We start from the raw sequence: 11,179 nt of genomic DNA, 5'->3' as shown, positions 1-11,179 counted from the left end.
GGGCCTGCTCCCCCATCTGGCGGCGGGCGCCCGCATCGGCGAGCAAGGTGTTCACCTTGTCGCCGAGCGTCTCGGCATCCGCCACTAGGGCGGCGCCCCCCTGAGCCACCAGCTGGCGGGTGATGTCGCTGAAGTTGAAGTAGGCGGGGCCGGTCAGACAGGGTTTGCCGAGCGCCGCCGGCTCCAGCAGGTTGTGGCCACCAATCTTCACTAGGCTGCCACCGACAAAGGCGAGATCCGCCGCCGCCAGCATCAGCGGCAGCTCGCCCATGGTGTCGCCCAGATAGATTTTGTCGCTCTCGCCGACCGCACTGCCCGCCGTGCGCCGCACGCAGCCGTAGGGGGCGCACAGCTCAGCCACCCGGGCAAAGCGCTCGGGGTGGCGCGGCACCAGGATAAGCAAGGCAGACGGATGTGCCCTGAGCACCCGATCGAAGGCGGCCAGCACCTGCTCGTCCTCCCCCTGATGGGTGCTGGCGGCGATCCAGACCGGCCGCTCCTGTCCAAGCTGCTGGCGCAGGGCGCGGCCCCGAGCCTGTACCTCGTCGCCAAACTGGATGTCGAACTTGATGGAGCCGGTCACCGCCAACCGCTCGCGGCCGATCCCCAGACGATGAAAGCGATCCGCGTCGTCCTGGTGCTGGCACAGCAGGTGAGTCAGCGGGCGACTGAGGGCATCGAAGGCGCCCTGGAAGCGGGCATAGCGCTGGCAGGATCGCTCGGAGAGCCGGGCATTGAGTATGGTCACCGGCAGGTGGCACGCCTCGCAGGCCGCCAGCCAGTTCGGCCACAGCTCGGTTTCCATCACCCAAAGGGCCCGGGGCTTGAAGGTGGCCAGAAACGCCGAGACGGCCCAGGGGTAGTCCAGGGGCGCATAGCGGTGCACCACCAGATCCCCGAGCTTGGCCGCCTGCTCGGCGCCGGTACGGGTGGTGGTGGTGAGCAGTATGGGCAAGGAGGGCTGCTCCGCCTTGAGGGCGCGGATGAAGGGGCTGATGGCCAGCGTCTCCCCCACGCTCACCGCATGGATCCAGAGTGGCGCCTCCTGCCCGGTGGCAGGAGCCCGTCCCAGGTGCTCGGCCCAGCGCTTGCCGAAGCCGGGCTTGCCTTTTTTAGGCTTGTAGAGCGCCAGCAGCGCCAGCGGCAGGCCCAGGTGGATCAGCAGGTTGTAAAGCAGCCGATAGATCATGCTACTGGCCTTCGGCGCCGGTCGCGGGGCCCGCCACCGGTTGCAGCGCGATCACCAGATCTTCCGACTCGCTGCGCTCCAGTCGCTTGCCCGCCTCGATGACCTGCTCCGGCATCAGCTCGATCAGGCACTTGAGGTGGCCGAACTTGCAGGTGCGCTTGAAGCAGGGGCGGCATTCGATGTCGGTGTGGACGATCTCGACCCTGTCCGCCAGGGGCGGCGTGTAGAGCGGCGAGGTGGAGCCGTAGACGCCGATCAGCGGCCGGTTGAGGGCGGCGGCGACGTGCATCAGGCCCGAATCGTTGGCGATGACCCGACCGGCCAGGGCCATCAGATCGATCGCCTCGTGCAGGCTGGTCTTGCCCGCCAGCACGTGGCAGTTGGGGCGCGACAGGGGGTTGATCCGGTCCCGTATGGTGTTGGCCACCTCCACATCCTTGCCGGAGCCGAAGATCCACACCTGCCAGCCTTCATCCAGATGCTTCTGGGCCACCACGGCGTAGTGCCCCTCGGGCCAGCGCTTGGCCGGGCCGAACTCGGCCCCGGGGCAGAGCACCAGCACGGGGCGGGCGCGATTCAGGCCGAGCCGCTCCAGGGCCTTGTCCTGATTGACGAGATCCACGTGCAGGGACGGATGGGGAATGGACGGGATGTCGCTCCGGCTCTTCATCTGTGCCTTGGGGTAGGCCAGCGCCAGATAGGCCTCCACCATCAGCGGGAAGGCCTGCTTGTTGCTGCGCATGTCGTTGAGCAGGCCGAAGCGGTGCTCCCCCTTCCAGCCGGTACGCACCGGGATCCTGGCAAACCAGGGGATGAGCGCCGACTTCATGGAGTTGGGCTGGATGATCGCCTGATCATACCGCTCGGCGGCCAGCTGCTTGCCGAGCCGGCGGCGGGCCCCCAGCTTGAAGTCGCCGTGGCCGAGCGGCATGGGGATGGCCTTGTCCACCTCGGGCATCCGCTCCAGCAGGGCCACGCACCAGGCCGGCGCCATCACATGCAGCTCGCTGCCCGGGTGGTTGGCCTTGAGTGCCTTGTAGAGGCTCTGGGACATCACCATGTCGCCGACCCAGGAGGGGCCGATCACCAATATCTTCATCGCGCGTCTTCTCTCGGGACTGGCCCGGTAGTTAATCGTTACTGGGCGAGATTATGCCCCAAGAAAGGCCGAAGAAATAACAGAAGATACCTGTCTGATGCGCAAGAGGCCTTAAAGACCGCGCTGCGGGAAGTGGATGCTCCCTCTTGTCAGCACCGGCGCCCTGTCCCCCATCGAAAGCGGCTCGACATGGCCTGCGGCCCCATGCCCCCGCCGGGGTTTTAGGCTAGAATGGGCGCCAATCCGAGCATGACCCGCCCGCCGGGCGCCAACAAGAGTCCAGAACCCGTGAAAAAACCGACCCTGGCGGCCGTCCTGATCGTCAAGAACGAAGCCGACAACCTGCGCGCCTGCCTCGCCTCCCTCGATGGCCTGGTGGACGAAATCGTCATCCTGGACTCCGGCAGTCAGGATGAGACCCCCGCCATCGCCGCCGAATTCGGCGCCCGTTTCTTCGTCAACACGGCCTGGCCTGGCTTCGGTCGCCAGCGCCGCCTCGCCCAGTCCCATGTCCAGTCGGAATGGGTGCTGTGGCTGGATGCAGACGAGCGACTCACGCCTGAACTGAAGGCGGCCATCACCGCCGTCATGGCCAGTCCGGCCAGCGACACCATCTACTCCATCCCCCGCCTCTCCTGGGTGTTCGGCCGCTTCATCCGCCACAGCGGCTGGTACCCGGATCGGGTGCTGCGCATCTACCCCAAGGCGCTCACCGGCTACAACGAAGCGCTGGTGCACGAGAAGGTGGAGGTGCGCGCCAACATGAAGATCGTCAACCTGCACGGCGACCTGCTCCACTTCACCTACCGGGATCTGGAGCACTATCTAGTCAAATCCGCCGGCTACGCCAGAGCCTGGGCCGATCAGCGCACCGCCCGCGGCAAGAAGGGCTCCCTCGGCCAGGGACTGGTGCACGCCATCGGCTGCTTCCTCAAGATGTACCTGCTCAAGGCCGGCTTCCTCGATGGCAAGCAGGGGCTGCTGCTGGCCATCCTCTCCGCCCACTCCACCTTCGCGAAGTACGCGGACCTCTGGATCCGCCAGCAACCCCAGGCACCGGACCAGGCACCCAAATAAGCCGACATGGTGACATCCCCATGACGAGACAGGGCCCCGAGGGGCCCTGTTTCCATTCTCAGCTTTCTGTCCGCCAGAACGGCGGTGCCCAGCGGGCGATCGCCGCCGCCATGGTCTTGGGATCGAGCTGGCTCATGTCTTCCGGGTGATCGCTGTCTTCCGGCGGGCTGAAGGCCAGATGACGCCCCTCGCTGTTGAGCGGGCGCCAGCGCAGCGGCGTGGCGGAGCGGTGCGCCGGGAAGAAGCCGATGGTGGGCACGTCCAGCGCCGCGGCTATGTGCAGCGGCCCCGTGCTGCCCGCCACGAACAAGGCGGCATTGGCCATCACCTGGCAGAACTTCGGCAGCCCCTCGTCGGAGCGGTAGATCCAGCCGTTGCCGCCGTGGGCCAGCAGCTCGGCCGCCAGCTGTTCCGCCTTGCCCTCCTCCCCGGGCCCCGCCGTCAGCACGCACTGCAATTCAGGGCAGGCCTGGTTGAGCTTGATGATGAGGCGCGAGTACTGCTCGATGGAGAGGTTGTTGGCCGAGCCGCCGCTGCCGGCGTGCACCATCAACCAGGGGCGGCCCGCATCCAGCTTCAACCGGCTGGCGACTTGCTCGCGCACCTGTTGCAGGCTCTCGGGATCGAAGCGGAGATAAGGTCCCTGAGGCTCCACCACGCTCAGTTGCTGGTCGGCGAGGAAGCGGCGCACCAGATCCAGGTTGTATTCGTACTCCGGCTTCTGGGAGCGGGAGCGACGCTGTACCAGCCGCTGGTTGTAGAGCACCTGGGCCAGCTTGGTGGCCGGGGCCAGCCGGTAGGGAATGTGTGCCTTCCACACCAGCTTGGCGTTACGGGTGTTGGAGAAGAGGCAGATGGAAGCATCGAAGGCGGCCGCCTTGATGCGGGCCAGCAAGGCGCGTTGCTGCTCCTTGTCGGCCCGGGCACCCGGGTCCAGGATGATCTCGTCGATCCAGGGGCAGAGGCGGGCCAGCGGCGCCGTGTAGGAGGGCACCAGGGCAGTCACATGACACTCCATGGAGCGCTTGAGCATGGCAAAACTCGGCCAGGCCAGCATGAAGTCACCAATCTTGTCATTGCGGACTACCAGAATACGTTTCATAAAAAATCCCTTTGCTCCCTGTCACCAATGCAGGGAGGCTTGATGCGCGGTGCGGGTATTCTTGCCTGATGCCGGGCTATTCTCAAGCGAAGACGCCAAGGGGCCCTGATTTGGGCGATCCAACCTGGGGCGTCGCGCCAGAAATCCGCGCCATCCCGGTCGCGACAAACCACCAACAGACCCTATAATGCGACCAATTTTCCCGGTTGCAGGAATCAGCAGCATGACCAACAAGGTAATCTATCCCGGCACCTTCGACCCCATCACCAACGGCCACACCGACCTGATTGGCCGGGCCGCCAGGCTGTTTGACGAGGTGGTGGTCGGGGTCGCCAACAGCCCGAGCAAGCGGCCGCTGTTCGATCTGGCGGAGCGCGTCCTGCTGGCTCAGCAGGTGACCGCCCATCTGCCCAACGTCAAGGTGGTGGGCTTCTCCGGCCTGCTGGTGGATTTTGCCAGGGAGCAGCAGGCCAACGTGCTGATCCGCGGCCTGCGTGCCGTCTCCGACTTCGAGTACGAATTCCAGCTGGCCAACATGAACCGCCGCCTGATGCCGGAGCTGGAGAGCGTCTTCCTCACCCCGGCGGAAGAGAACTCCTTCATCTCCTCCACCCTGGTGAAGGAAGTGGCCCTGCACGGTGGTGACATCCACCAGTTCGTCGATCCCCTGGTGGCCCAGGCCATCTCCGCCAAACAGGGGAAGTGACAACGCAAACAGGCTACCCCAGGGTAACCTGTTTGTCGGGGCGGCCTGACACAGCCCCGGCCTCCCGTCCCGGCCGTCAGCCCGGCGCGCGGTGCAGCGCCTGCTGACAGTTGAGCGCCAGCTCGTCCAGCCATGCGTAGCGACGCCGGTACATGGCTCGCTTCTTGGCGGCCACCTCCTCCAGCGGCTTGCGTACCACGGGTTGCAACCGCACGAAGTTGGCATCCTGATCCAAGGCACCGAACTCCTGCCACAGCTCGTCATAATCCGCCTGCAGGCAGGCTTTTTTCTTCTTGCTGTAGCGTCTGGCCTGGAAGATGTGCGCCTTCATTCGCACGGCCGAGACACGGCTGGCCCCCATGGCCGCGGCCAGCGCCATCACCAGCATCACCACCAGCGACTTGGGTCTCAGGCCATGGCCCGCCTTGGTCAGGGCCCGTACCTGCTCCTGGGGCTGCTCGACACCGGGCTCGGGCCCCTGCACCGAGCCTATCACCAGCGCCAGCTCATGCTCGCTGCCCGCCAGCGAGAAGGCGCAGCTGTAGAGCCGTTCCCCCTGATCGTTGACGATGGAGAGGGCCAGTTCGGCCTCCCGGCGGAAGGTGCCGTCGTGGCGCAGCACCAGGCGACAGCCACCCTCGGGGTAACGGCCGAGTTCGATCCCTTCCCCCAGATAGAGCGGGTCGATGAGATCCGGATAACGGGCCAGCATCAGCCGGTAGTGATCCTCTACCATCCTGACTCGCTGGTTCACGGTCGAACAGGCGAAGCGATAGGGCCGCATCGGCTTGTCGAGCAGCTCGGGATAGTGGGCAGGCAGGGCCCTCAGGGGTTCTGTCTGAAACAGCTCGAACACCCGGTTCAACTGCGACCGGTAGAGCAGACTGCGCAGCACGAACTTGCCGCGATTGAAGGTCTTGCGGGCGCTGTCATCGGGATAAAGGAAGCGGGCCATTTTCTGGGCGCAATAGTGCCCCTGCCGGGATAAATGATCCCAGTCTATTGATTCTGCTGTCATTTTTATTACCTCGCAGCCTGAACTGGCGAGATAGTAGTCATGGACGAAAGCGGCATCAACAGACTGGCAATACTCTCTTACAACTTGGCAGGATATGGCCCAAAAAACGGTAATTCAGCGTTGGCAGTGGGAGCAGAACACAGTGGTTCTCTGGCCCATCCTCACCTCGGTCAGCAGGGTATGGCAGTGGAAACAGGGCTGGCCGCCCCGGCCATAGACCTGCAACTGCTGCACGAAATAGCCCGGCTTGCCGTCGGCACTGGTGAAATCCTTGAGGGTGGTGCCTCCCTGGCGAATGGCCTCGGCCAGCACCCGCTTGATCTCTGCCACCAGGGTCCCCAACCGCTCGCCGCTGATGTTGCCCGCCGCCCGCTTGGGGTGAATGCCGGCGGCATAGAGCGCCTCGTTGGCGTAGATGTTGCCCACCCCGACCACCACCTGGTTGTCCATCAGGAACTGCTTGATGGCGGTGCTGCGCCCCTTGGCTCGCCCCCGCAGATAGTCGGCGCTGAAGGCGTCGGTGAGCGGCTCAGGCCCCAGCTTGGCGAGCAGGGCGTGCGCCTCGGCGGGTTCGCGGGTCCACAGCAGGGCACCGAAACGGCGCGGATCGTTGAGCCGCAGCAGCTTGCCGTTGGCGAGCTCGATGTCCACGTGATCGTGCTTCTCGGCCGGGGTGCCTATGTCCAGCACCCGCAGGCTGCCGGACATGCCAAGGTGCAGGATGGCGGTGCCAAAATCGGTCTCCAGCAGCAGGTACTTGGCGCGGCGGCTGACCCTGTGGATGACGAGATCCACCAGCTCCTGGATCTCGCCAGGCACGGGCCAGCGCAGCCGGCCATCCCTGACCACCACTCGGGTCACCTTGATGCCGGTGAGCCAGGGAGAGATCCCCTGGCGGCTGACTTCGACTTCCGGTAATTCAGGCATAGACAGGCCTCTCGCTCACGGCAGGGTTCAGGGGGTGGGACGCAACAGGTCGCGGTACTGCTCCTGGCTCAGGGTGAGCCAGGTCGAGGGGGGTAGCAGGGCGGCAAACTTGCCGTCATCCTGATAGAGCCCGACTTCCACCGGATCGCTCTGGCCGGCGACCCATATCTTGAGGGTGACAGGGGTGCCGCGCACGGCCCCGCCCGGGGGCAACAGCCAGCCTTGCCATGTCTCGATGCGGGCGGCCAGCTGGGCGCTGCTGAGCCCCAGATCCGGCCCGCTGCGCCAACCCTGGCCGATCCGCTCTATCTGCCAGCTCGGCCCCTGCCAGGTCAACACCACGGCAGACTCGGGCAGCAGGGGACGGGACCGCTGGGCGCTGTTCTCCTGCTGGGCTTGCTCCAGCCGGTGCAGCAGGGTGATCACTATCAGCACCACCACTATGATCACATTATTCCAGCCTTTACGGCTCAATTTGAACATGGCAAGCCTCCCTTTGAAGCGGCAGTGTACTGAATTCCATCCATAAAAAAACCCGGCACTAAGCCGGGTTTTTTGGGAATGCAGCATCAAGTGATTACTTGATTTTGCCTTCCTTGTAGATCACATGCTGACGAATAACGGGATCAAATTTCTTGATCTCCATTTTTTCGGGCATGGTGCGCTTGTTCTTGGTAGTGGTATAGAAGTGACCAGTACCGGCGCTGGAGTTCAGGCGAATCTTATCGCGAATACCTTTAGCCATGATCTAATTCCTTATACCTTAACGCCGCTGGCACGCAGTTCAGCCAGAACCACTTCAACGCCGCGCTTGTCGATGATACGCATGCCTTTTGCGGATACGCGCAGGCTTACGAAGCGTTTTTCACTCTCAACCCAAAAACGGTGAGTGTGCAGGTTCGGCAGGAAACGACGCTTGGTAGCGTTGTTAGCGTGCGAACGGTTGTTACCAACTGCCGGGCGCTTGCCGGTTACTTGGCATACTCTAGACATGTCAGTCTCTCCAAATCTTACTTCATTGCTCGAGCAAATATCTGCCCCGCTGGCCTTCGATTGCGGGGCAAACAGAAGGCGGCATTTTATACAGCATCCGTGATCAAAGATCAACTAATACAGTGCCAGAGCCCAGTCATAACCAACCACGCTCTGCGAAAGAAACCGTGATGCCGTCACCGATCACCAAGTGATCCAGCACTCTGATATCGACCAAGGCCAGGGCGGCCAGGATCCGATCCGTGATCTGGCGGTCGGCCCGACTGGGCTCGGCTACGCCGGACGGGTGATTATGCGCCAGAATCACGGCGGCTGCATTATGTTTGAGCGCGATCTGCACGATTTCCCTGGGCCAGACGCTCGCCGAATCCAGGGTGCCGTAGAAAAGTTCAACAAATTGAATCACTCTGTGCTGGTTATCGAGCAATAACAGCGCAAACACCTCCCGCGGCCTGTCCCGTAGTTGAGCCTGCAAATACTCCCGGGTCAGCTGGGGGGACGTGAGGGCCTCCCCCCGTTGCAACTGCTCGGCAAGATGCCGTCTGCCCATCTCCAGCACCGCCTGCAACTGGGCATATTTGGCCGGCCCCAACCCGTGAGCGCCGCAAAAAGCCTGTTGCTCGGCACCGAGCAATGCCCGCAGGGATCCGAACTGCTGCAATAGCTGGCGGGAAAGATCCACCGCACTCAGGCCGCTGACCCCGGTGCGCAGGAAGATCGCCAGCAATTCCGCATCGGACAGCACCCCAGCTCCACGGCGCAACAACTTCTCTCGGGGGCGCTCATCTTCCGGCCACTCCTTGATGCTCATTTGTCTCTCCCCCATGGCTATTGAGAGAAAACATAGCAAAAAATCGCGGGAGCCCGACCACAACTCCCCCATGTCAGCCTCTGTCGTCGTCCATCGCCTGTGCTATCTTAGCCGACCAGTCAGAGTGAGCCGAAAGAGAAGCAGCAGATGAGATTGGCCGATAAACGCATCCTGTTGGGTGTCAGTGGCGGGATCGCCGCCTACAAGAGTGCCGAGCTGGTACGCCGTCTGAAAGATCAGGGGGCCGAGGTGCGGGTGGTGATGACCCGCTCCGCCAAGGAGTTCATCACTCCCCTGACCCTGCAGGCCGTCTCCGGCCACCCGGTCGCCGACAGCCTGCTGGACCCGGCCGCCGAGGCGGGCATGGGCCACATCGAGCTGGCAAAGTGGGCCGATCTGGTGCTGATCACGCCCGCCAGCGCCAACCTGATGGCGCGCCTGGCCGCCGGCATGGCGGATGAACTGCTGACCACCCTCTGCCTGGCCACCCCGGCAACCGTCGCACTGGCTCCGGCCATGAACCAGCAGATGTTCCGCAACGCCGCCACCCAGGCCAATCTCGATACCCTGGCCAGCCGTGGCATCCTGCTGTGGGGGCCGGACTCCGGCAGCCAGGCCTGCGGCGACGTGGGCCCGGGCCGGATGCTGGATCCCCTCGAACTGGTGGAGCGCTGCTGCCAGCAGCTGACTGCCGAGCCATTGCTGGCGGGGGTCAAACTGCTGCTCACCGCAGGGCCGACCCGCGAGGCGCTGGATCCGGTGCGCTACATCAGCAACCACAGCTCAGGTAAGATGGGTTACGCCATCGCTCGCGCCGCCCGTGAGGCGGGTGCCGAGGTGACCCTGGTGAGCGGCCCGGTCGCCCTTGCCGCCCCCCAGGGAGTTGAGCGGGTCGACGTGGAGAGCGCCCTGCAGATGCATAAGGCGGTGATGAGCAGGATCGGTGACTGCGATCTCTTTATCGGCTGCGCCGCCGTGGCGGACTATCGCCCTGCCCAGGTCGCCAGCCAGAAGATCAAGAAGACCGGCGACAACGACCAGATGACGCTGACCCTGGTCAAGAATCCCGACATCATCGCCGCCGTGGGAGCCTTGTCAGACAAACCCTTCACCGTCGGATTTGCCGCCGAAACTGTGGATGTGGAACAATACGCCCTCGACAAACTGCGACGTAAGCGGCTGGATATGATCGCCGCCAACGACGTGTCCCGTGCAGGTCAAGGCTTCAACGCCGATGACAATGCCCTGACCGTCTTCTGGCAAGGGGGTCAAGCTGCCCTGCCCCTGGCCGATAAGCTGACGCTGGCTCGTCACCTTGTGGCCCTGATTGCACGCCATTATCGACCCTGAGCCCTGGGCCATTTCCACAGACGAAAGCGTCGTGGCGACACGGATCGTATTGAACATGCGAGTGCCCACACAAGCACTCGCTGAACCACTCGATCGCCCCTGGCGATCCAACTGAAAAACGATTTATGAACACACAAATTGAACTGAAAATCCTGGATGCCCGCATCGGCACAGAATTCCCGCTGCCTGCCTACGCCACCCCGGGTTCCGCCGGTATGGATCTGCGCGCCCTGCTGGATGCACCGATCACGCTGGCGCCGGGCGACACCACGCTAGTGCCGACCGGGCTCGCCATCCACATTCAGGATCCGGGTCTGTGCGCCACCATCTTGCCCCGCTCCGGCCTGGGTCATAAGCACGGCATCGTGCTGGGCAACCTGGTCGTTATACGTCATTAATGAAGCTGTCTCATTCGTTGCATAGTAGAGAATATTGTCCTTTCAATGGTTCACATGAATTTATAAGCCGCATGGATAGAATGTCTCAATAGTCTCATCATCTGGAGCTGAGCGATGGCTGAACTGTTTTACTTTGATAAGGGCGTCTTTGATCAGCTGCCCCCAGTAGAAAGAACCAAGTTCAGGGCTCTTCTTAAGACAAACATGATTCCAAATGGTCGGCCCTTTTTTTTAGATGACAATGGCCTGCCAGACCAGATACTCGATGGTTTTTGTAAATACCTACTCTGTCCTCAACGTGCGAGTATTCAGACTTGGAAGACATACGCCAATCAGGTCTCCATCTTCATTCGGTTTATGACTGCCCAAGGAAAATCTTGGCAACAGGCAACAAAATGTGACTTAGGGAAGGTGCGAATAAGCGGGGAAATTCTTCTCGGCTGACTCAGTCATTTCATTTCTTCATGTTTGAGCCGTTTTTTCTCCCGTAAATGCCTTGAATCAGCCTA

At 62.9% G+C, this 11,179-nt stretch carries 13 protein-coding genes and 1 pseudogene; 5 read left to right on the top strand and 9 right to left on the bottom strand.

Annotation, left to right across the window (positions count from 1 at the left end; translation table 11 throughout):
- Both waaA and waaF read right to left on the bottom strand, forming a co-directional pair.
- The coding region (gene waaA / locus BN1127_RS06640) for a lipid IV(A) 3-deoxy-D-manno-octulosonic acid transferase (protein ID WP_042648927.1) at positions 1 to 1,189 on the bottom strand (1,189 nt) is incomplete at its 3' end.
- Between the two features lies 1 nt (position 1,190).
- On the bottom strand, positions 1,191 to 2,288 hold the full coding sequence (waaF, locus tag BN1127_RS06635) for a lipopolysaccharide heptosyltransferase II (protein WP_042648926.1): 1,098 nt from the start codon (positions 2,286 to 2,288) through the stop codon (positions 1,191 to 1,193).
- Positions 2,289 to 2,576: 288 nt separating this feature from the next.
- Between waaF and BN1127_RS06630 the strand changes: the two genes are divergently transcribed.
- Positions 2,577 to 3,365: a glycosyltransferase family 2 protein gene (locus BN1127_RS06630; protein ID WP_042648930.1), complete on the top strand. Its 789-nt coding sequence runs from the start codon at positions 2,577 to 2,579 to the stop codon at positions 3,363 to 3,365.
- A gap of 58 nt (positions 3,366 to 3,423) precedes the next feature.
- On the opposite strand, the gene BN1127_RS06625 is transcribed toward BN1127_RS06630, so the two are convergent.
- Positions 3,424 to 4,467 carry a glycosyltransferase family 9 protein gene (locus tag BN1127_RS06625; protein WP_042648925.1) on the bottom strand — a complete coding sequence of 348 codons (1,044 nt, stop codon included), beginning with the start codon at positions 4,465 to 4,467 and terminating at the stop codon, positions 3,424 to 3,426.
- Positions 4,468 to 4,690: 223 nt separating this feature from the next.
- On the opposite strand from BN1127_RS06625, the gene coaD reads away from it, so the two are divergent.
- Complete coding sequence (gene coaD / locus BN1127_RS06620) at positions 4,691 to 5,173, top strand: pantetheine-phosphate adenylyltransferase (RefSeq protein WP_005323744.1); 483 nt, start codon at positions 4,691 to 4,693, stop codon at positions 5,171 to 5,173.
- 76 nt (positions 5,174 to 5,249) lie between these two features.
- Here the strand turns inward: coaD and BN1127_RS06615 are convergent, their stop codons facing one another.
- The 6 genes from BN1127_RS06615 to radC form a co-directional block, all read right to left on the bottom strand.
- Positions 5,250 to 6,128: a VirK/YbjX family protein gene (locus tag BN1127_RS06615; RefSeq protein WP_042648924.1), complete on the bottom strand. Its 879-nt coding sequence runs from the start codon at positions 6,126 to 6,128 to the stop codon at positions 5,250 to 5,252.
- 177 nt (positions 6,129 to 6,305) lie between these two features.
- Positions 6,306 to 7,118, bottom strand: a complete 813-nt coding sequence (mutM, locus tag BN1127_RS06610; protein ID WP_042648923.1) for a bifunctional DNA-formamidopyrimidine glycosylase/DNA-(apurinic or apyrimidinic site) lyase — start codon at positions 7,116 to 7,118, stop codon at positions 6,306 to 6,308.
- A 27-nt stretch (positions 7,119 to 7,145) separates the two neighbouring features.
- A complete protein-coding gene (locus BN1127_RS06605; RefSeq protein ID WP_042648922.1) occupies positions 7,146 to 7,601 on the bottom strand; it encodes a hypothetical protein in 456 nt (151 codons plus the stop codon).
- 94 nt (positions 7,602 to 7,695) lie between these two features.
- The gene (rpmG, locus tag BN1127_RS06600; RefSeq protein ID WP_005323752.1) at positions 7,696 to 7,863 is read right to left on the bottom strand and encodes a 50S ribosomal protein L33; all 168 of its coding nucleotides are present in this window, start codon (positions 7,861 to 7,863) and stop codon (positions 7,696 to 7,698) included.
- Between the two features lie 11 nt (positions 7,864 to 7,874).
- Complete coding sequence (gene rpmB, locus BN1127_RS21220; RefSeq protein WP_005307492.1) at positions 7,875 to 8,111, bottom strand: 50S ribosomal protein L28; 237 nt, start codon at positions 8,109 to 8,111, stop codon at positions 7,875 to 7,877.
- Between the two features lie 136 nt (positions 8,112 to 8,247).
- A complete protein-coding gene (gene radC, locus BN1127_RS06595; RefSeq protein WP_042648929.1) occupies positions 8,248 to 8,922 on the bottom strand; it encodes a RadC family protein in 675 nt (224 codons plus the stop codon).
- 147 nt (positions 8,923 to 9,069) lie between these two features.
- Here radC and coaBC point away from each other — a divergent pair, with 147 nt between their 5' ends.
- The 3 genes and pseudogenes from coaBC to BN1127_RS22055 all read left to right on the top strand — a co-directional run bounded on the left by coaBC (position 9,070) and on the right by BN1127_RS22055 (position 11,114).
- Positions 9,070 to 10,272, top strand: coding sequence for a bifunctional phosphopantothenoylcysteine decarboxylase/phosphopantothenate--cysteine ligase CoaBC (gene coaBC, locus BN1127_RS06590; protein WP_042648921.1), 1,203 nt, complete (start codon positions 9,070 to 9,072; stop codon positions 10,270 to 10,272).
- 125 nt (positions 10,273 to 10,397) lie between these two features.
- A pseudogene (dut, locus tag BN1127_RS06585) lies at positions 10,398 to 10,655 on the top strand (dUTP diphosphatase); the annotation flags it as partial.
- A gap of 129 nt (positions 10,656 to 10,784) precedes the next feature.
- Positions 10,785 to 11,114, top strand: coding sequence for a site-specific integrase (locus BN1127_RS22055; protein WP_042648920.1), 330 nt, complete (start codon positions 10,785 to 10,787; stop codon positions 11,112 to 11,114).
- Positions 11,115 to 11,179 lie beyond the last annotated feature (65 nt).

The sequence above is a fragment of the Aeromonas media genome, from assembly GCF_000819985.1.
Taxonomy (GTDB): domain Bacteria; phylum Pseudomonadota; class Gammaproteobacteria; order Enterobacterales; family Aeromonadaceae; genus Aeromonas; species Aeromonas media.
The sequence above is the reverse complement of the archived record's forward strand: the minus strand, read 5'-3'. Positions and strand labels throughout refer to the sequence as shown.

What these genes read in the sequence shown, in the direction of transcription:
- waaF (WP_042648926.1), bottom strand. Translation starts at nt 2,288, where the DNA reads ATGAAGATATTGGTGATCGGCCCCTCCTGGGTCGGCGACATGGTGATG.
- BN1127_RS06625 (WP_042648925.1), bottom strand. Translation starts at nt 4,467, where the DNA reads ATGAAACGTATTCTGGTAGTCCGCAATGACAAGATTGGTGACTTCATG.
- coaD (WP_005323744.1), top strand. Translation starts at nt 4,691, where the DNA reads ATGACCAACAAGGTAATCTATCCCGGCACCTTCGACCCCATCACCAAC.
- BN1127_RS06615 (WP_042648924.1), bottom strand. Translation starts at nt 6,128, where the DNA reads ATGGCCCGCTTCCTTTATCCCGATGACAGCGCCCGCAAGACCTTCAAT.
- mutM (WP_042648923.1), bottom strand. Translation starts at nt 7,118, where the DNA reads ATGCCTGAATTACCGGAAGTCGAAGTCAGCCGCCAGGGGATCTCTCCC.
- BN1127_RS06605 (WP_042648922.1), bottom strand. Translation starts at nt 7,601, where the DNA reads ATGTTCAAATTGAGCCGTAAAGGCTGGAATAATGTGATCATAGTGGTG.
- rpmG (WP_005323752.1), bottom strand. Translation starts at nt 7,863, where the DNA reads ATGGCTAAAGGTATTCGCGATAAGATTCGCCTGAACTCCAGCGCCGGT.
- rpmB (WP_005307492.1), bottom strand. Translation starts at nt 8,111, where the DNA reads ATGTCTAGAGTATGCCAAGTAACCGGCAAGCGCCCGGCAGTTGGTAAC.
- radC (WP_042648929.1), bottom strand. Translation starts at nt 8,922, where the DNA reads ATGAGCATCAAGGAGTGGCCGGAAGATGAGCGCCCCCGAGAGAAGTTG.
- coaBC (WP_042648921.1), top strand. Translation starts at nt 9,070, where the DNA reads ATGAGATTGGCCGATAAACGCATCCTGTTGGGTGTCAGTGGCGGGATC.
- BN1127_RS22055 (WP_042648920.1), top strand. Translation starts at nt 10,785, where the DNA reads ATGGCTGAACTGTTTTACTTTGATAAGGGCGTCTTTGATCAGCTGCCC.